The organism is Nocardia sp. CA-119907 (assembly GCF_050955995.1).
GTDB lineage: Bacteria > Actinomycetota > Actinomycetes > Mycobacteriales > Mycobacteriaceae > Nocardia.
This window is the reverse complement of sequence record NZ_CP192091.1, coordinates 2690641-2708953: the sequence shown is the minus strand read 5'-3', so window position 1 is coordinate 2708953 and position 18313 is coordinate 2690641. Positions and strand designations below refer to the sequence as shown.

Below are 18313 nucleotides of genomic sequence, written 5' to 3'. Positions count from 1 at the left end.
TCTCGGGCCTTACGGCCGCAGACACGCCGGATATTGCGGACGCAAGCGCCCCGGGAATTGTGGCCGCGGGCCACCCGAGTAAAAGCCCGGGATGCCCGCCCGCGACGCTGACCGGCCACATCGTCCGCCCCGGTGACGCGTCGTACACGGATGCGCGACTCGGCTGGGACCAGCTCTTTTCTCACTATCCACTGGTCATCGCCTTCGCACAGGAAACCCAGGACATGGTGAACGCCCTGACGTGGGCGCGGCAGCACAATATCGCGCTGCGGGTGCGGAGCGGCCGCCACGCCCTCGAAGGCTGGTCGAACGTCGACAACGGCATCGTCATCGACGTCAGCCAGCTGAAGTCGGTCCAGATCGACCCTGGCGCTCGTATCGCGACGGTCGGTGCCGGGCTGAACCAACTGGAAGCGGTGACGACGCTCGCGAAGCAGAACTTTGCGGTCACAACCGGGAGCGAGGGCAGCGTGAGCTTGTGTGGTGCGACGCTCGGCGGTGGCCTCGGGCCCCTCAACCGCTGGCTCGGCATGGCCTGCGACAGCCTGATGGCGGCCGAGGTCGTCGTCCCGTCGGGTCACGACTGTGCCGAGGTGATCAACGCGGACTTGCAGCACCACTCGGACCTGCTCTGGGCGCTCCGCGGGGCAGGAAACGGCAACTTCGGGATCGTCACACAACTCACCTATAAGGTGTATCCGCTCGACCATCTCGCCTATGTGCAGGCGAGATGGGATGGACTCGGGGACCTGTACGAGGTCTTCGAGGCGTGGCAGCGTACGGTACCGTCCGCCGACAGCCGTCTGGGATCCGAGCTCGAGATCCACAAGTCCCAGATCCTGCTGTCCGCGTGGCTTGTGGACGGGGCAGCGGCACAGGCCTCAGAGATGCTGGCTCCGATCCTGTCGGTCGGCAGGCCCGATGTCACGGTGCAGGTCGGTAACTGGGGCGACTTCTTTGCGGGAGCCCAGGTCCCGCCCGCGCAAGAGCCCGCGAACTGGAAGTTCTTCTCGGAGTTCGTCAAAGAGCGGTTCCCGAAGAAGGCGATCGACATCATCGGCGACTTCATGCGAAACGCTCCCACAGAGGAGAGCAACTACTTCGTCGATGCCTTCGGTGGGGCGATCGAGCGGGAGCCCCCCGGCGGCACCGCGTTCGCGCATCGCGACGCGCTTTTCTACGGCGAGATCGGCGCAGCCTGGGGGACTCGTTCAACACAACCAGGCGTCAGCGACCCGCTGACCTCGCAGGCCCAGGCATGGACCGCTGAGTTCAGCCAGGCGCTGCGGCCCTACGCGGACGGCGCCTACGTCAACGTGCCGAACGTCGGAATGCAGGAGTGGCAGACCGCCTACTGGGGGAGCGAGCGCTTCGAGCGGCTGCGCAGGATCAAGGCGAAGTACGACCCCCACAACGTCTTCCAGTACGAGCAGAGCATTCCGCCCGCGTCACACTGATCGACCACTGATAATCGGTACGGACGAATCACTCGTCGCGAAATTGTCATCGCAGTTGGCATGTTGTCCGGCACGGCATCGGCTACACCGAGCGATCGAGGCTAAGAACACTGCGGACGGCATCGGGATCACCCGCGGTTTCGATCCGTACCTCATCGCGCCCGAAGGCGTGCAGCAGCAATTCGGAGGGCTTGCCGGTCAGCGTCACCTTCGCGGTTCCGGATTTCGTATGCACGACGGCGTTCTCGCCATCCGGTGTGGCCAGCTCGACGGTGACCGGCGATTTCCGGTAGGCCATCTTGCCCATGCGGCGCAGTGTCGCCCACAGCTCGGCCTCGTCGGCGGCGGGCAGCTCACGCGGCTCCCAACCGGGCGCGGCGCGGCGCACATCCTCATGATGGACGAACATTTCGGTCATATTGGCGACCGCGTCGACCGGCTTGAGCGGCGACCACCACGGCGGACCGGTCCGCACGTCTTCCAGCAGTTCGGGGAAGGGCCGCCGTGCCGCCTTGGTCTGTACCGACTCCAGGTATCCGGCGAGCGGCTTCAGCATGATTCCCGGGGCCGCGTCCGGGCGGCGTTCACGAACGACCAAGTGCGCGGCCAGATCTCGCACGGTCCACCTGCCGCACAGGGTCGGCGCATCCGGTCCCACGGTGGACATCGTGTCGACCAGCGCCCGGCGTTCCCGTTGTGCCATGTTCACACTGCCGAACATAGCCGACCAGCTCCGGCAACTCGACGACCGCCAGCTCCGGTTCTGCCGCCACAGCCCGAATCCGGCGGGCGCACGACGGCAAGGAGCAGGGCGCGGCGCCGATCTCGACCACGCCACCCGATCTGCCCGAGCCGGAACGCGAAAACCGCCGGGCGACAATGTCATCCGGCGGTTTTCGCAGCAGTTGTCAGACCCCGATAACCGTCGGAACGATCATCGGGCGGCGGCGGTAGATCTCGGCCACCCATCGGCCGACGACGCGCCGCACGCTCTGCGCGATCCGATGGGTATCGGTGACACCCTCACCGGCCAGCCGCAGCAGTTCGGCCTCGACCAACTCCGCGGCGCCCAGCAGTGCGGTCGGATCATCGGAGAATCCGCGCCCACTGATCTCGGGTGTGCTGACCGCTTTACCCGTGGTCGAGTCCACCGCGAGGGTGATCGAGATGAACCCGCCCTCGCCGAGGACCAGACGATCCGACAGTGTCGACTCGCCGACGTCGCCGACGGACAGACCGTCGACATACACATGCCCGACCGGAACCCGGCCCACGATCGAGGCGATCCCGTCGACCAGGTCGACCACCACGCCATCCTCGGCGAGGACCACCCGATCCTCCGGCACACCGGTCGCGACCGCCAGCGCGGCATTGGCGCGCAGATGCCGCCATTCGCCGTGCACCGGCATGGCATTGGTGGGCCGCACCGCGTTGTACAGATACAGCAGCTCACCTGCTGACGCGTGCCCGGAGACGTGTACCTTTGCGTTCTGCTGGGTGATCACCGTGGCGCCGAGCCGGGCCAGGCCGTTGACCACCGCGAACACCGAATTCTCATTGCCGGGGATCAGCGAGGAGGCCAGCACCACGAGATCGTCGGCGCGGATATTGATCTGGCGGTGTTCACCGCGCGCCATCCGCGACAAGGCCGAAAGCGGTTCGCCCTGCGATCCGGTGGAGATCAGCACCAGCCGATCGCCCGGTAGGGTGGCGGCGACATCGAGATCGACGACCACGCCGTCGGGCACCGTCAGATAGCCGAGCTCCTGCGCGATCTCCATATTGCGCATCATCGACCGGCCGACGAAACACACACGGCGTCTGTACTTTTGCGCGACATCGACCACCTGCTGAATGCGGTGCACATGGCTGGCGAACGATGCGACGATCACCCGGTTGCGGGCCTTGCCGATCACCGTGTCCAGGACGCCGCCGATCTCGCGTTCGGGCGTGACGAAGCCGGGCACCTCGGCATTGGTGGAGTCCACCAGGAACAGGTCGACGCCCTCATCACCGAGGCGGGAGAATCCGGCCAGGTCGGTGAGGCGACCGTCCAGGGGCAGCTGATCGAGTTTGATGTCGCCGGTGTGCAGCGCGACACCCGCGGGAGTGCGAATGGCGACGGCGATGGCGTCCGGAATCGAGTGGTTGACGGCGAAGTATTCGCAGCCGAACGGGCCGTGCGTGGTGTGCTGGCCCTCGATCACCTCGACGAGTTTCGGGCGCTGCCGGTGTTCGCGGCATTTCGCGGCCACCAGCGCGAGGGTGAACTTCGATCCGACGACCGGGATATCGGCGCGCAGCCGCAGCAGGAACGGCACCGCGCCGATGTGATCCTCGTGGCCGTGGGTGAGCACGATGGCTTCGACATCGTCCATCCGGTCCTCGATCGGCCGGAAATCGGGCAGGATCAGGTCGACGCCGGGCTGCTGATCCTCCGGGAACAGCACACCACAGTCGACGATGAGCAGTTTGCCGCCGTATTCGAAAACGGTCATATTGCGTCCGATTTCGCCGATACCGCCCAGGGCGAAAACGCGCAGACCGTGCTTGGGAAGCTTCGGCGGTGCGCCGAGTCGGTCAGCGGCGGCGCGTTCGGCGGGCGCCGCGGGCTGCTCACCGCGTCCGCGGCCACCCTGCTGACGACCGCGGCCCTGCCTGCGGGGCTGCTCGGCCCTGGCGGCCGGAGCCTTCGCGGCGGGTGCCCGCACTGCGGGAGCCTGCTCGGCGGGCGCTGATTCGGGGGACCGCGATAGGTCACCGCCATCGGATTGCGCAGCCTGATCGGACTTTTCCGAACGGCTCGGACGCTTCGCCGCGGGTTCGGGTGCGCCCGCGGCCCGGGTCGCGCTCCGGCGGGGTCTGCGGCCTACTGATTCAGTCATGACTGCACCTCACCTCTGGTCGGTTCGATCATGTCTGACAGTGTGGTGTCGTTGATTCGCTCACTCCTCATGAAAGCACCCCTGCCAGCCGAAGGTCGGCGGCCAGGGCATCGAGTTGTTCGGTGGTCGGCATCAGTTGCGGCAGACGCGGTTCGCCCACCTCGACGCCGAGCAGGCGCAGCCCGCCCTTGCTCATCGCGACGCCGCCCAGGCGCGACATCGCGGCATTCAATGGCAGCAGGCTCGCATTGATCTCACGGGCGCGTACCACGTCACCGGCGGTGTAGGCGTCGAGCAGGGCGCGCAGCCGCTCGGGCACGAGATGTCCGATGACGCTGATGAATCCGGTCGCGCCGACCGAGAGCCAGGGTAGATTCAGCGCGTCGTCGCCGGAGTAGAAGGCCAGATCGGTATTCGCGATGAGGTCGGCACCGGCGTTCAGATCGCCCTTGGCGTCCTTGACCGCGACGATGCGCGGATGTTCGGCGAGCTTGCGGATGGTGTCGCTGGCAATGGGAACCACTGAGCGCGGCGGAATGTCGTACAGAGTGACCGGCAGGTCGGTGGCATCGGCGACGGCGGTGAAATGCGCGAGCAGGCCGTCCTGAGTGGGGCGGGAGTAGTACGGGGTCACCACGAGCAGGCCGTGCGCGCCCGCGCGCTGGGCATTGCGGGCGAGTTCGATGGAGTGCGCGGTGTCGTAGGTGCCCGCACCGGCGATCACGGTGGCGCGATCGCCGACGGCATCGACGACGGCACGCAGCAGGTCCGCCTTCTCCGATTCGGTGGTGGTCGGCGATTCCCCGGTGGTTCCGGAAATCGCCAGCAAATCGACGCCGCGGTCGACCAGACTGGCCGCGAGCGCGACCCCGGCATCGACATTGAGCTTGCCGTCGACACTGAAGGGAGTCACCATCGCGACACCTACTGTGCCGGACGCGCGCAGCTCCGTTGGCGTCGATTCACCGTTCTTCATGGTCAGAAAGGCTACCCGCTCCAGGGAACGCCCTCGACACCCCGACCGCCGATCGGCTTGCCCGGGCGAGTGATTCGCCTCCCACTCCATGATCATGGTGTCAAATCGTTCCTTGAATGACATCAAGAATGGCGTCACACTGGTGTCATGGATTTGAACAAATACACCGCCCGGCTACGCGAGGACCTGATCGCGGCCGCCGCACTCGGCGATGAAAAGACCCAGGCCACTGCCGCCGCACTGGCGGCGGCAACGGAGAGTTCGGCGCGACTGGCGCTGCTCGCGGCGCTCTCGGATCTCGCCGCGGAGGTCAGCACCGAACTCGGCGACCGGACGGTACACGTATCGGTGGACGGCACCGATGCGACCGTGGACGTCCGCAAGAACCCGCCCACGGAGGGCGAACATCCGAGCTTCGAGGAAATGACCGGCGATATCAGCCGGGTCACCCTGCGGTTGGTCGAGCAGATGAAGGCCAAGGCGGAGGAAGCGGCCGCGGCGAGTGGAGTTTCGTTGAACTCGTGGCTATCGAACGCCGTCAGCGGGGCGCTGCGCGATCAGATGCGCGGATACGGACCCAAGCGCGATATCTGACCTGTCCGCAAGGCAGACTGCGCGGCGAATGGGTCGGTCGGGAGCGGATTCCGCAGGCGACCATCTCGCGCTCTGGCTGTGCCTGCAACTGCGTGAGCTGGGGCTCGCCCAGCCTCAGGGCGACCGTTCACATCAGCGGCGCGAGATCGCCGCGCTCGCCGATCACCACGTCATCCAGTTCGAGCCAGTCGGCCATCTCACGCAGCGCGTCGGTGAGCGCTCGCGCCGTCTCCGGAGTGCGATGGCCCGGCTCGGCGAACGCACCGGGCACCAGCAGCCGTCCGGCGGCACGCTCGGCCCGCAGATCGACACGGCCCACCAACTCCCCGTTCAACAGGAATGGAAATACGTAATAGCCGTGCACCCGTTTGGGTTCCGGTGTGTAGATCTCGATCCGATAGTGAAAGTCGAAGATCCGCTCGGTGCGGGCGCGGAAGAAGATGAGCGGATCGAACGGGCACAGCAATGCCGCACCCTCGATCCGGCGCGGTGTGGACGCACCGGCGCGCAGATAGGCGGGTTTACCCCACCCCGTCACCTCGACCGGCTCCAACTCCCCCGCATCGACCAGATCCGCGATCGCCGGTTCGGTTTGCGATCGGTGCAGCCGGTAGTAGTCGCGCAAGTCGGTTTCGGTCGCGACGCCGAGTGCGGTACCAGCGCGCAACACCAACTCGCGCACCGCCTCGGTCTCGGAGACATCGCGCGCCAGGATCTCCGGCGGAATCACCCGTTCGGCCAGGTCGTAGTGCCTGGCGAAACCGACCCGCTTATCGACCGAGAGTTCACCAGCGGCGAAGAGCTGTTCGCAGATCATCTTGGTGTCGCTGAGATTCCACCAGGACCCTTTGGGGCGCGGCTTGTCCAGTTCGAGATGACGCTCCACCTCACCCGCGGTGGCCGCGCCGACGTCGGTGATCACATCGAGAATGTCCTTGCCGAGGGTCGGGTTGCGTTCCTTGGCCTGGCGCATGCCATTCCAGCGACCGTGCTCGTATCTGCGCATTCGCCACCGCATCAGCGGCCAGTCCTCGACGGGGATCAGCGCGGCCTCGTGCGCCCAGTACTCCACCAGCCGCCGCGGACGCCGCACACCATTGCTCCAGGCGGCATCGTCGAGCAGTGCGCGGTCGTACGCACCGATCCGGCTGAAGACCGGCGCATAGTGCGCGCGTACCACCGCCGAGACCGAATCCAGTTGCAGCAGTTGCGTTCTTGCTACCGCGCCCAGAACCGACTTCCGCGTTGTCGCGCTGGGCCGCCGCGCCGCGAACCCCTGCGCGGCCAGCGCCGTCCGACGCGCAGTGGCCGCACTCATCTTCCGCATGCTCACGACAATGCCATGGGGGTCCGACAGATCACGTCGAGACCGAGACCTCACCCGCGGTATCGATCTCGGTGCGGCGATCGCGGTCCGGTGCGTTCGCCAGCACCGTGGCGAGCACCCGTCGTCCCATCGGCAGCACCCGCACGGTCACCGAACCGGCATTTGCCGCGTCCAATTCGCGGGTCGCGGATTCGATCACCTGCTGGCGCACCCACTTCGGGACCCCGGCGAAACCACCGTCATCCAGTAGCACCACCTCGACCCCGCGTGAGCGCGCACCGCGGGCGGCACTGCTCAGCTCATCGGTCACCAGCTGGGGTGCGCGCAATCCGTCGCGCAGTTCGGCCTCGAGCAGTCGGCATTCCTCCCGCTCACATGCGGTGAGTTCCGCGCCGTCGGCAATGCGTTCCAGAATCGGGCGGGCCACCTTGTCGAGCCGGGCCAGTTGCCTATCGCGCTCACCGTTCTGTGCGGCCATGGTCGCCTCGGCGGCCGCGCGCATGGTCGCCTCCTCCCGCAGCAGCCGCAGCGAACGCTGCATCGGCCGCATGACCGCCGCACCGATCGAAACCCCGGCCACCGTGGCGATCGGCACGATGGACCCGACCACCACCCGCAGCCCGGTCGTCGCGCCGACCACCGCGACCACCGCCGCGATCCCGGCCACACCCCACCACGCCGCACCCAAACGACCGCGCAACACCAGCACCGCGAGCACATAGGAGGAGGCGAACGCGGTCCAGACCTGTTTGGACATGCCGTGATCGATATCGACGGTGGTCATCGCGGTCGCGATCGGACCCGCCGCGGCCACCGCGACCGCCGCGGGCAGTGGCAGCGGATCGACCGGAATCACCAGGACCACCACCCCGGCCCCGACCAGCAGCACCAGCGCGATCAACGCCAGAATCAGCGGCGATTCGGCGAAGTTGCGCATCATGTAGAGCACGATCGTCGCCTCGAAGATGACCAGGAACAGCCATGCCGACCGATCCCGCAGCCCGAGCAGGTCGCGCAGGCCGAATTCGTTACCGGTGTCAGCCATCGCCACCCCAGACCAGGGTCACCGTGGTGCCCTCCCCCAGCTGGGATTCCACGAATCCGGCCCCACCGGCCAGCTGGCGCATCCGGCCGAGAATGCTCACCGAAACGCCCAGCCGGTCGGCGGGCACCGCGTCCAGATCGAAACCCGCTCCGTCGTCACGGAATACGACCCGAATACCACCCGCACTGATCGTCACTGTGACGGTGCGCTGCACGGTGCGGCTCGCAACGGTGGCGTGGCGCAGACTATTTCGCGCCGCCTCGGCGAGTGCCGCGGCAATGGTGCCGGCGGCGTGCACGGGCAGTCGCAGGTCATCGAGTCCCGCCCAACGCCGCGCGGTGAAACGGATACCCGGATTCACCTCGTGCACCGCCGAGCGCAGAAAGCCGATCGCCGATTGCGCGTCCAACCGGTCGGGTTCGGTACTGGCGCCGCGACATTCGTCGAGTTGTTCGAGCGTGCGTTCGGCCTGACGGCGCAGTACCGGCGATTCGGCGCCGGCGCGCGAGGCATCGAGCAGCGTCGACAGCACCGCGTCGTGGATAAGCGCGGCGAATCGGGCGCGCTCCCGATCCCGGGCCGCCGCACCGGCCACCGCGGCCGCGCGGCGACTCGCGATAACCGACTCACGGTCCACCCGCGCGGCCGCCGCCAGCGCATAGATGCAGCACCAGAGGAACAGCGCGCACAGGCCGGCGGCCCTGGCGAAGTCGTCGATCAGGGACCACGCCGTCGCATCGGGCACCACAAACCGGTTCGCCAGCGCCGCGGCCGCGGCGGCGACCAGCAGATAGGCCACGGCCAGTGCCGGACGCCAGGCCAGTACGGCGGCGAGCACACCGAGTGCGAGCACGCGATACATCCACACCGATGCGGTATCGGTCAGCGGTGCGGCGTAGAGGAACGGCATGGTCGCGAGCGCCGCAAGGTAACTCACCGCGGCCGCGCCCGCCACCATGCGAATCACGCCGGCGCCCATCGCGATCGATACGACCGCGAGCACCGGGAACCACCCCAGCGCCACGCCGACCACCAGGCTCGCCCAAGCGCCGGAGACGAATTTGGCCTGGTCGGCGATATCGGGCAGCTCGACGACCGCGACGATCATGCCGGCGAGGCCGACGGCCAGACCCATGCGGCGCAGAATGCGATCCGAGGCCGCCTCGACGATCTTCTGCCTGGACACCGCGGCCCGCCCACGACGCCACCGACTCGCCCGGAACGGGTCCAGCGAGGCCGAACTCGCAGTTGGTGAAGAGGTGTCCAGCGCGCTGGACGCGGTCATCCCCGGGGCTGCCGCTCGGGAACCGGTAGCCATCCGTCCTCTACCGCCCGCTTGTAGAGGTCGGTTTTGGTGGGAGCCGGACGACCCGCATCGGCGTACTTCTGCCGGATACGCCCCAGATAGTCGTTGACGGTCTGTTCGGAGAGTCCGGTCAGCCGCGCGACGCGGGATGCCTTCTCACCGGAGGCGTACAGCGTGAGCACCTCTTCCTGGCGCGGGCTCAGGCCCACGTCGGACAGCTGCGGATCGCCATCGATGGCGGCGGCCCAGTCCGTGGTCACCACCTGCTCACCCGAGGCGGCGCGGCGCACCGCAGCGACCACCGTCGGCACATCCTCGGACTTGCGCACCACGCCGAGCACACCGGCCTTCGCGGCGGCGCGCACCAGGAACGCGTTGTCCGCGCCGGTGAACACCAGGACCTCCACACCGCGATTGCGCAGCGCGCGCACATTCTCTTCCGGCGAGGATCCATCGGCCAGTCGCAGATCGAGGACGACCAGATCCAGCGGCGCGCTGTTCGCAGCCGCCGCAAGTAGTTCCGGTACGGTCCCCGCAGTCAGCACCAGATCGAGATCAGGTTCCGGCGCCAGCATCGCGGCAAGCCCGATCGCCACCGATTCATGATCCTCGACCAGCCCGATCCGGCGCGGTGCTGTTTCGCCCCCTTCGGCCCACATCACACCGACACTCCGTTCCCGAGCAAACTCGTCCACATCCCCACCGTTACAACGTCGCCTCGTAGTATGCCCGGTGGCCACGGCCATCGGTCAGACACCAAAATTCGGGGGACCGTTACGCCATGAGCTGCGCCGCGACAGTCGCCCCGAGCTCCCAGCAGCGCTGAATATCGTCCTTGGACGGTGCGCCCATCACAATGACCGGCGCCGCGACCTTCTCCCAGCCGAGCCCATTGGTCACGCTGACCACCCCGCGTTCGGCCCCTTCGGTGCCCTCATTGCCGTGCAGGTAGAAACCGAACGGCCGACCCCGCGTCGAGTCCAGACACGGGTAATAGAACGTGTCGAACGCATGCTTGAGCGCGCCGGACATGTAGCCCAGATTCGCCGGGCTACCGAGCAGATAACCATCCGCGGCCAGCACATCGCTGGCGGTAACCGCCAGCGCCGCACGGCGTTGCACCTCGACACCCTCGATCTCCGGATCTGTCGCACCGGACACCACAGCTTCGAACATCGCCTGCATATGCGGTGAGGGCGTGTGATGAATGATCAGCAGCCGAGACACATCGAGCAGCGTACTGCGGCACGAGTTAAGGGTGGGACGCCAGTGCGCCACTGAGCCAAAAATCGGGCATATTCCAGGCCAGCTAGCTATTGACTGGCGACAAAAGTAGAGGAAAATTAAGGGTTACACCGGAATACCGGAAAGTGCCGAACTGTCGGACGAAGACGTTCGTAGACATCGGAGACACTTTCCAGGATTCGGCCAGGCCCCCGGCAAGTCAGTCGAATATCGGAGAAATCAACGACGGTTGAGACTCACGAATTCGATGAAGACTACCGGGGACTGCTCTGTTCGGGGGTCTTTCAATCCCAGATCTTCCGATCCCGACTGCACCAGATGCCTGACATCCAAACCGGCACCCCAGGGGATCGAGCCCACGAGTACGCGCTGATGCAGGTGCTTCCCACGAGGTTTGCCTGCACCGTTGCATGATGATCGCTTGACCGGATTCGCAGTGGGCGGGGCGGTCAGTTGCTGTGGGAGTCGCGCTCGAGTTTCTCCAGTGCGACTGCGCGGCGCATGGTTTCGCGGGCGCGGCTGCGGTCACCGGCGTAGTCGTAGGCGCGGGCCAGGCGGTAGGAGACGCGCCAGTTGTCGGGATCGGCCTCCCATTCCTGTTTGACCTGGTTGAACAGCTGGTCGGCGGCTTCGCGCTCGATGCGGCCGGAGGGACGCCGGGGCAGCTCAGAGGTGTCGAGTTCCAGGCCCTCCTCGTGGATCCGGCGAGCCAGATGCTGGTGGGCAAGGGCGGCGCGGACGGTGGCGACGACGATCCAGACGCCGAGCAGCGGCAGGATGAGCACACCGATGCCGATGATCACGGCGGGCGCGTCACCGGAACCGATCAGGCTGATCGAGATGCGGCCGAGCAGCAGAAAGTAGAAGCCCAGCGCGACGACCAGGGCCGCGATGAACGCGACGACCTTGCGGACCTCGGTTGCGCGACCCGCCTCGACCGGTTCCGGGGCGTTCATGACTCCACCTCGCTGCGCTCGCTCACAGATCCAGGAACGGGTCGAGCCCGACGGTCAGGCCGGGGCGGTTCGCGATCTGGCGCACGCCGAGCAGCACCCCGGGCGCGAAAGAGGAGCGATCGATGGAATCGTGGCGGATGGTGAGGGTTTCGCCCTGAGTGCCGAACAGCACCTCCTGGTGTGCGACGAGTCCGGCCAGGCGCACCGAATGCACCCGCACGCCGTCGACATCGGCGCCGCGCGCACCGTCGAGTTCCTGGGTGGTGGCGTCGGGGCTGCGGCCGACGCCGGCCTTGTCCCGGGCCGCGGCGATCAGACCCGCGGTGCGGTAAGCGGTGCCCGAGGGGGCGTCGAGCTTATTCGGATGATGCAGTTCGATGACCTCGACCGAATCGAAGAATCGGGCCGCCTGTTCGGCGAAGCGCATGGACAGCACCGCGCCGATAGCGAAGTTCGGGGCGATCAGCACACCGGTCTCCGGTTGCCCGGCCAGCCAGCCGCGCACCTCGTCCAGGCGGGCCGCATCGAATCCGGTGGTGCCGACGACCGCGTGAATCCCGCGTTCCACCAGGAACTTCAGATTCCCCATCACCACATCGGGATTGGTGAAGTCGACAACCACCTGCGTCCCGGACTCGGTGAACGCCTCCAGCGAATCGTCCTTATCGACGGTCGCGACCAACTCCAGATCGCCCGCCGCCTGCACCGCCTCGCAGATAGCCTGCCCGACTTTCCCGCGCGCACCGAGCACTCCGACCCGAATGGTCACCGCACCTCCTCATTCGCCTGCTGTCCCCGCAAGCCTATCGGCCCTGCTCACATCCCCCTCCGCTGACCTCCCGCCGGGCTGATCCCCCGGTGCGCATATCTGCTTCGCACGGCTAGGCCGCCATATTCGCGGCCATTTTTTCGAGCAGACGGACCGTCTCGCCGTACTGCTCGTCGGTAATACCGTCGAGCATGGCGCGGCGGCGCTTGCCGATCAGAGCGAAGGCTTCCTGATGGGTGGTGCGGCCCGCCTCGGTGAGGGCGAGGGTCCCCGAATCGTCGGTGATGTCACCGCGATCCACCAGGTACGCGAGCTGAATGTCCCACTCCGACAGGTCGTTCCAGAATGGTGCGAGACCCTCGCGAACATCGGCCGAGGGGCGGGGACCTTCGGCGAGTGAGTTGAGCATCTGCCAGTGCCGACGAGTAAGCCCGGCGGCGGCCAGGTCGTCCTCGAAGCGGGCATTGATCAGGCGATCGAGTTCCTTGAGCCAGTAACCGATCGGGCGTTGTGCGGCCATGATTCCTCCGGTGCATGTAAGATTACAACTACATGTAATATGACATGAAAGTGAAGCGAGTGGAAGAGCACGATGTAGTCACCGAGGCCGTCGAGGCGGCAATGGTCCGAATCCGGCGACGCCAGACGCGGGGGGCACTCGGCAAGGATTCGCCGGTGCCCGTCGCGGTCTTCCGGGTGCTGGACGCGGTGGCCGGAACCGGCGCGGGAACCGTCGGAACGCTGGCCCCCGCCCTGGGTGTCGATCAGCCGCGCGCGAGTCGCCTTGTCGCCCAGGCGGTTTCATCCGGGCATCTCGAGCGCGTCGCGGATCAACAGGACGGCAGGCGAGCCGTCCTACGATTGACGCCGGCCGGGCGTGCCCTTGTGACCGCGGCCCGCGATGGCCGCCGCGCCGCCATGGCGGCCGCGATGTCGGACTGGACCGACCATGAGCGCACCGAATTCGCCCGCCTGCTGGGGCGATTCGTCGACGCACTCGACAAGCGGGAACCGTGAGCATCCCGAGGCCGCCCGCAACACAGTGCGCAGCGCCGTGCCGCGGGCGTCGCGAAAGGGTACTGCGGGTGGATTACTCGAACACGATCACTTGCCGCAGCGCATGCCCCGCTGCCAATTCATCCATGGCATGGTTGATTTCGTCCAATCCGACGTGGGAGGACACCAGCTTCTCGACGGGCAGCCGACCTGCGCGCCACATGCGGACATATTCGGGGATATCGCGGGACGGGACTGCCGAGCCGAGGTAGCTCCCGATAATGGTGCGCCCCTGGGCGACCAATGCGAGAGGTGAAATGCTCGCACGGGCATCGGGGGCGGGCAGACCGACGGTGACGGTCGTACCGCCGGGTCCCGTTGCGGCGATAGCGGTTTCGAAGGCACGGACATTGCCCGCAGCCTCGACAACGATATCGGCCTGGATGCCCTGTTCCGCGAGTTCGGCCGGGGTGTAGCCGGCGGTCGCACCGAGTTCCTTTGCGAGAGCGAGCTTTTCCGGGACGGTGTCGACGGCGATCACCTCGTGCTCGCCCAGCGACACCGCGACGAGCACCGCTGCCATCCCCACGCCACCGAGCCCGACCACCATGATTCGATCGGCCGGACCGGGTTTCGCGGAATTGAGCAGCGCTCCGCCACCGGTCAGCACCGCGCACCCGAGCACCGCCGCGACCTCCGGCGGCACATCGGCATCGACCGGAACCACCGATCGGCGGTCGACGACGGCATGCGTGGCGAAGGCGGACACCCCGAGATGATGGTGCACCTCGGCACCGGCACGGTGCAGCCGCCGCCCACCGTTCAATAGCTCACCCGCATTATTGGCCGCACTGCCCGGCCCACACGGCGTGCGTCCCTCGCTGGCACAGCCCGCGCACTCCCCACAGCGCGGCAGGAAGGTCATCACCACACGCTGGCCCACCGCGAGATCACTGCCGCCGGGCCCCACCGCCTCGACAATGCCGGCCGCCTCGTGCCCGAGCAGCATCGGCACCGGTCGCACCCGGTTTCCGTCCACCACCGACAGGTCCGAATGACACAGTCCGGCGGCCTCGATCCGCACCAGCAGCTCCCCCGGCCCCGGCTCGCCGAGGTCCAGTTCACAGACGGTGATCGGCGCCGACTCGGCGAACGGCACGGGCGCTGCGATCCGCTCCAGGACCGCCCCTCGAATCTTCATTCCCCGACGCTACCGCGCGGCGTCACAGCCAGCGAAGTGGGTCACAGCCGGAAACGCGGTCGACGAATGATGGTCTCGATCACTCGGGGGTGGCACGGTGGGAACCGATTCGCTAGCCTCGACGCCCGTGACGGTGCTCCCGTTGGCCGCCTTGTACCGAGCCCGGGGTCGGGACCGTCACGACACAAGGAGAAATCCCCTGTCAGTACAGTTCAATCACACCATCGTCGGTTGTCACGATCATCGGGTATCCGCCGAATTCTGGTCGGATATCCTGGGTTTGGAACTGGGCAAAGAATGGGGCCCGTTCATCCCGCTTCCCACGGGTAATGGAGTCACCTTCGACTTCGCGAACGTGCCACCGCACATCACCGAAATCCAGCCCCAGCATTACGCATTCCTGAGCTCCGAGGCCGAGTTCGACGCGGCCTACGCCAAGATCCAGCGCTACAAACTGGAACACTGGGCCGATCCACGGCAACAGGGCGTCAACGAGATCAACCACAACGATGGCGGTCGCGGCGTCTACTTCCTCGACCCCAATGGTCACTTCTTGGAGCTGATCACCGTCCCGTACGGCGGTTGGCCGACATAGTGTGCACATCGGGGCAGCCGCCAACGCAGCTGCCCCGACGGGTTGGCTTCGGTCTGCTGCGCACCGACACCAACGCGACAACGCCTCTGCGCTATGCGAATTACGTCGAGGGCGGTGCGATCGCCACATCCGACTGGAAGCCGAAGGCGGGCGCGCGCGGCTATCGTGACCGCCGAATGCGCCGAGGGCACGAATATGTCCGGCGCACCGGGCGAACATCACCCCGCGGCGGTCGGCGGCCACGGATTGGGTTTGACGCTGGTCGGTTTGCGGGTGGGCACGTCGTCCCAATCGAAATGCGTACCCACCCAGGCCTTCGGGCGATCGAAGTGGATTTCCTGGGCGGCGAAACGGGTGCCGAGAAACGAGATATCGCCGAAGAAGTCGCCTTCGGTGAAATCGATCATGCGGCCGCCGAACACGGTCCGCGGGAACCTGATACCACCGTGGAACTCCGCCCGCGAAAAGACCGTTTCGCGGGTGCCTCGGTTCCGTAATCGATTCGACGCGCCCACTCTGGCGTCGTCGAAAGCGGTGAGGGTGGCGTAGAACTGTGCGCTTTTGAACGTGATACGGGGACTGGTGAATTCGGCGCGGTCGAAGGCGATGTGGTCACCATCGAAGGCGGCCCTCTCGAACGAGGTCAGCTCGGCCCGGAACTGCGCGTCCTGGAACGAGGTCCGAGCGCCGAGGAAGCGTGTGCCGCTGAAGTCGGTGCGCGGACCGCGGAAGGTCGCGCCCTCGAACGATGCCGGATCTTCGAAGGTGACCTCGGCGAAGGTGGTGCCGACACCTGCCGGTTCACTCTTCTCCAGGCGATCCGATCCGAACGCCGCTCGATCGAACAGCGCCGGACCATCCCGAAAGGTCGCGCCGCGGAAGGTCAGATGCAGACCGGCGAAGCTCGCGAACTCGAAGGTGGTCGGTCCGATGAAGGTCGCTCCAGCAAAGGACGTATGCCGTCCCAGGAACACCGCGTACCGAAAGTCGGCCTTCTCGATGACCGCGTTATTGAAGGTAAGTGTGCACGCCGACCACGAGATCTCCGCCGACGGCTTCAGGTGCTGTGCGATCACTCGCACGATCGCGCGACGCACCTCCCGATCATTGCGCCGGAATTCGTAGACCCGCTCTACCTTGACCCCGGCTTCCTCCGCCGACTCGGCCCGTGAGACAAGATGATTCGACCCATCGGCCGGTTCGTACGGCAGCTGCAGATACCCGCACAACACATCGATGCACTGCTGTCTTCGACTCGGCGCCGAGAATTCGTCCGCCACCCCCGCCATCGCATAGACCCCGGCGATCCGAACCGCCGCATCCGCATCCCCCAGCTGCCGGGCCGCCGCCCCGAACAACTCCGCGAACCGACCCCGCTCCAGATCCCGCTGCCGCCGATACGCCACCACCAGCGCGACCGCCCCGCCAACTCCGGCCACCACCGATAGCGCGATCTTGGTGAGGTCCAACTGATTCGGGGTCTCGGCCTTCGCACCCAATAGCCACCACAACAACCACCAGGTCAGCCCGGCGATCACCAATCCGCCGACCACCGCACCGAACACCGCGAGCAACAATGCCGCGCGGTGTAGTCGGTCGCCCAACCGCCCCCATCGCATCACCGCATGGTAGCCGGATTGTCGCTCGCCCACTACCGGATAGGACCGGCCGAGTCTGTGCCCCTTGAGTTTTCGACTATCGACTGCGCCGCAGCCCCAGCCCCGCCGCCACCAGGCAGGCGAAGGCGACCGCGCCGACGAACCACGGGAACACCTCGCTCAGCCCCCACTCGGTCGCCGCCCATCCGGCCAGGATGGTCGGCAGTGCCATGGCCGTGTAGGCGAGCAGGTAGTACGCCGACATGGTCTCGCCCCGCTTGTGTTGCGGCACAACCTCGGACAGATGCCGCAGCGAACCACCGAATCCGAGCCCGAAGGTCGCACCGAGCAACACTCCGGCCAGCAGCACCACGCCCCAGTTGCCGGTGTGCAAGGCGGGCACCGTCAACACCAGCGCCACCGCCATACCGGTATCGCCGCCGATCGCCGCGCGCCGCGCCGGAATTCCGGTCGCGAACAGCTGAGCCGTGGCACCGGCCACCGCGGTCGAGGCGACGACCGCGCCACCGAAGACCAGATTGTGAATGCCCGTCTCCGCCGAAGCGAGCGAGGGATACAGCGACAACAGCACACCGAGCACCGACCAGGCCGCCATGACGCCCAGTGCCGAGAACCAGAAGTCACCGCGAATCTCCTGCGGCACCGCCGGTTTCGCGATCCGGATGCGACCGGCTACCCGCGCGGTATGCGGTTCGCGCAATGCGACGACGCCGAGGCCGATGAGCAGACACACCACGGTGATCACGACGTAGGGCATGCGCAGCGGATGCGGTGCGTATTGCGCCAGCACCGCCGATCCCAGAATCGCCACGGCCATACCGACATTGAAGGCAACGCCGCTGAGCTGCCCCGATCGCGCACCGTGCTTCGGACGCAGATCGAGCAGCGCCGCGGCACCCGCCACCACGGTCGAGCCGACCGCCAGTCCGTGCAGCGCTCGCGCCACCAACAGCATCGCGACATTATCGGCCAGCAGGAAGACCACCAGCCCGATGATCATGGTCGCGAACGCACCGAGCAGCACCGGTTTGCGGCCGACCACATCGGAGATACGCCCGGAGACCAGCACCGCGGCCAGCGCGGCGAATGCGTAGACCGCGAAGACGAATGTCGTCGTCAGCGGCGAGAAATGCCATTCCTTCTGGTACATGCCGTACAGCGGCGCGGGCACCCCCGAGACGCCGAGCGCCACGCCACTCGCCGCCAGAATCAGCGCATAGGCCCAGCGCTGAGAGGTCTGCTGGTCGGCCGCCACCGTCATTGTCGCTGCCATCGGAACCCCGATCAGGTAAGTTTGATGATGATCGAACCTATAGGACGATACAGCCGGTACGATGGTCAT

General features: G+C 66.7%; 18 protein-coding genes. 4 read left to right on the top strand and 14 right to left on the bottom strand.

Annotation, left to right across the window (positions count from 1 at the left end):
* Positions 1-59: 59 nt before the first annotated feature.
* Positions 60-1457, top strand: a complete 1398-nt coding sequence (locus ACQP2D_RS12160) for an FAD-binding oxidoreductase (protein WP_433683809.1) — start codon at positions 60-62, stop codon at positions 1455-1457.
* An 82-nt stretch (positions 1458-1539) separates the two neighbouring features.
* On the opposite strand, the gene ACQP2D_RS12155 is transcribed toward ACQP2D_RS12160, so the two are convergent.
* From ACQP2D_RS12155 to dapA, 3 genes are all read right to left on the bottom strand, one after another.
* Positions 1540-2166: a TIGR03085 family metal-binding protein gene (locus ACQP2D_RS12155; protein WP_433683808.1), complete on the bottom strand. Its 627-nt coding sequence runs from the start codon at positions 2164-2166 to the stop codon at positions 1540-1542.
* A gap of 199 nt (positions 2167-2365) precedes the next feature.
* Positions 2366-4342, bottom strand: a complete 1977-nt coding sequence (locus ACQP2D_RS12150; protein WP_433683807.1) for a ribonuclease J — start codon at positions 4340-4342, stop codon at positions 2366-2368.
* Positions 4343-4409: 67 nt separating this feature from the next.
* A complete protein-coding gene (dapA, locus tag ACQP2D_RS12145; RefSeq protein WP_433683806.1) occupies positions 4410-5318 on the bottom strand; it encodes a 4-hydroxy-tetrahydrodipicolinate synthase in 909 nt (302 codons plus the stop codon).
* A 147-nt stretch (positions 5319-5465) separates the two neighbouring features.
* Between dapA and ACQP2D_RS12140 the strand changes: the two genes are divergently transcribed.
* Positions 5466-5912: a toxin-antitoxin system HicB family antitoxin gene (locus ACQP2D_RS12140; protein WP_433683805.1), complete on the top strand. Its 447-nt coding sequence runs from the start codon at positions 5466-5468 to the stop codon at positions 5910-5912.
* A gap of 127 nt (positions 5913-6039) precedes the next feature.
* Here the strand turns inward: ACQP2D_RS12140 and ACQP2D_RS12135 are convergent, their stop codons facing one another.
* The 8 genes from ACQP2D_RS12135 to ACQP2D_RS12100 form a co-directional block, all read right to left on the bottom strand.
* Entirely contained in the window at positions 6040-7239 is a 1200-nt protein-coding gene (locus ACQP2D_RS12135; protein WP_433683804.1) for a winged helix-turn-helix domain-containing protein, read from the bottom strand.
* A 31-nt stretch (positions 7240-7270) separates the two neighbouring features.
* Positions 7271-8284, bottom strand: a complete 1014-nt coding sequence (locus ACQP2D_RS12130; protein WP_433683803.1) for a hypothetical protein — start codon at positions 8282-8284, stop codon at positions 7271-7273.
* On the bottom strand, positions 8277-9569 hold the full coding sequence (locus ACQP2D_RS12125) for an ATP-binding protein (protein WP_433683802.1): 1293 nt from the start codon (positions 9567-9569) through the stop codon (positions 8277-8279). The genes ACQP2D_RS12130 and ACQP2D_RS12125 overlap by 8 nt, the downstream gene beginning before the upstream one ends.
* Positions 9566-10249 carry a response regulator transcription factor gene (locus ACQP2D_RS12120; protein ID WP_433685626.1) on the bottom strand — a complete coding sequence of 228 codons (684 nt, stop codon included), beginning with the start codon at positions 10247-10249 and terminating at the stop codon, positions 9566-9568. Before ACQP2D_RS12120 ends, ACQP2D_RS12125 begins: the two co-directional genes overlap by 4 nt.
* A gap of 115 nt (positions 10250-10364) precedes the next feature.
* Positions 10365-10817, bottom strand: a complete 453-nt coding sequence (locus ACQP2D_RS12115; protein ID WP_433683801.1) for a flavodoxin family protein — start codon at positions 10815-10817, stop codon at positions 10365-10367.
* A gap of 467 nt (positions 10818-11284) precedes the next feature.
* The gene (locus ACQP2D_RS12110) at positions 11285-11791 is read right to left on the bottom strand and encodes a hypothetical protein (protein ID WP_433683800.1); all 507 of its coding nucleotides are present in this window, start codon (positions 11789-11791) and stop codon (positions 11285-11287) included.
* Between the two features lie 22 nt (positions 11792-11813).
* Positions 11814-12560, bottom strand: a complete 747-nt coding sequence (gene dapB / locus ACQP2D_RS12105) for a 4-hydroxy-tetrahydrodipicolinate reductase (protein ID WP_355177704.1) — start codon at positions 12558-12560, stop codon at positions 11814-11816.
* A gap of 112 nt (positions 12561-12672) precedes the next feature.
* The gene (locus tag ACQP2D_RS12100) at positions 12673-13080 is read right to left on the bottom strand and encodes a MarR family winged helix-turn-helix transcriptional regulator (protein WP_433683799.1); all 408 of its coding nucleotides are present in this window, start codon (positions 13078-13080) and stop codon (positions 12673-12675) included.
* Between the two features lie 44 nt (positions 13081-13124).
* Between ACQP2D_RS12100 and ACQP2D_RS12095 the strand changes: the two genes are divergently transcribed.
* Complete coding sequence (locus ACQP2D_RS12095) at positions 13125-13577, top strand: MarR family winged helix-turn-helix transcriptional regulator (protein WP_433683798.1); 453 nt, start codon at positions 13125-13127, stop codon at positions 13575-13577.
* A gap of 73 nt (positions 13578-13650) precedes the next feature.
* Here ACQP2D_RS12095 and ACQP2D_RS12090 read toward each other — a convergent pair whose 3' ends face one another.
* A complete protein-coding gene (locus ACQP2D_RS12090) occupies positions 13651-14757 on the bottom strand; it encodes an alcohol dehydrogenase catalytic domain-containing protein (protein WP_433683797.1) in 1107 nt (368 codons plus the stop codon).
* 199 nt (positions 14758-14956) lie between these two features.
* On the opposite strand from ACQP2D_RS12090, the gene ACQP2D_RS12085 reads away from it, so the two are divergent.
* Positions 14957-15352 carry a VOC family protein gene (locus ACQP2D_RS12085; RefSeq protein ID WP_433685625.1) on the top strand — a complete coding sequence of 132 codons (396 nt, stop codon included), beginning with the start codon at positions 14957-14959 and terminating at the stop codon, positions 15350-15352.
* Positions 15353-15570: 218 nt separating this feature from the next.
* On the opposite strand, the gene ACQP2D_RS12080 is transcribed toward ACQP2D_RS12085, so the two are convergent.
* Positions 15571-16971, bottom strand: a complete 1401-nt coding sequence (locus ACQP2D_RS12080; RefSeq protein WP_433683796.1) for a pentapeptide repeat-containing protein — start codon at positions 16969-16971, stop codon at positions 15571-15573.
* 76 nt (positions 16972-17047) lie between these two features.
* Positions 17048-18313, bottom strand: a complete 1266-nt coding sequence (locus ACQP2D_RS12075) for an MFS transporter (protein WP_433683795.1) — start codon at positions 18311-18313, stop codon at positions 17048-17050.

Bases quoted from the DNA above. Each gene is read 5' to 3' on its own strand.
- ACQP2D_RS12150 (WP_433683807.1), bottom strand. From the start codon at position 4,342: ATGACTGAATCAGTAGGCCGCAGACCCCGCCGGAGCGCGACCCGGGCC.
- dapA (WP_433683806.1), bottom strand. From the start codon at position 5,318: ATGAAGAACGGTGAATCGACGCCAACGGAGCTGCGCGCGTCCGGCACA.
- ACQP2D_RS12140 (WP_433683805.1), top strand. From the start codon at position 5,466: ATGGATTTGAACAAATACACCGCCCGGCTACGCGAGGACCTGATCGCG.
- ACQP2D_RS12135 (WP_433683804.1), bottom strand. From the start codon at position 7,239: ATGCGGAAGATGAGTGCGGCCACTGCGCGTCGGACGGCGCTGGCCGCG.
- ACQP2D_RS12130 (WP_433683803.1), bottom strand. From the start codon at position 8,284: ATGGCTGACACCGGTAACGAATTCGGCCTGCGCGACCTGCTCGGGCTG.
- ACQP2D_RS12125 (WP_433683802.1), bottom strand. From the start codon at position 9,569: ATGACCGCGTCCAGCGCGCTGGACACCTCTTCACCAACTGCGAGTTCG.
- ACQP2D_RS12120 (WP_433685626.1), bottom strand. From the start codon at position 10,249: ATGTGGGCCGAAGGGGGCGAAACAGCACCGCGCCGGATCGGGCTGGTC.
- ACQP2D_RS12110 (WP_433683800.1), bottom strand. From the start codon at position 11,791: ATGAACGCCCCGGAACCGGTCGAGGCGGGTCGCGCAACCGAGGTCCGC.
- ACQP2D_RS12100 (WP_433683799.1), bottom strand. From the start codon at position 13,080: ATGGCCGCACAACGCCCGATCGGTTACTGGCTCAAGGAACTCGATCGC.
- ACQP2D_RS12095 (WP_433683798.1), top strand. From the start codon at position 13,125: ATGAAAGTGAAGCGAGTGGAAGAGCACGATGTAGTCACCGAGGCCGTC.
- ACQP2D_RS12090 (WP_433683797.1), bottom strand. From the start codon at position 14,757: ATGAAGATTCGAGGGGCGGTCCTGGAGCGGATCGCAGCGCCCGTGCCG.
- ACQP2D_RS12080 (WP_433683796.1), bottom strand. From the start codon at position 16,971: ATGCGATGGGGGCGGTTGGGCGACCGACTACACCGCGCGGCATTGTTG.
- ACQP2D_RS12075 (WP_433683795.1), bottom strand. From the start codon at position 18,313: ATGACCATCGTACCGGCTGTATCGTCCTATAGGTTCGATCATCATCAA.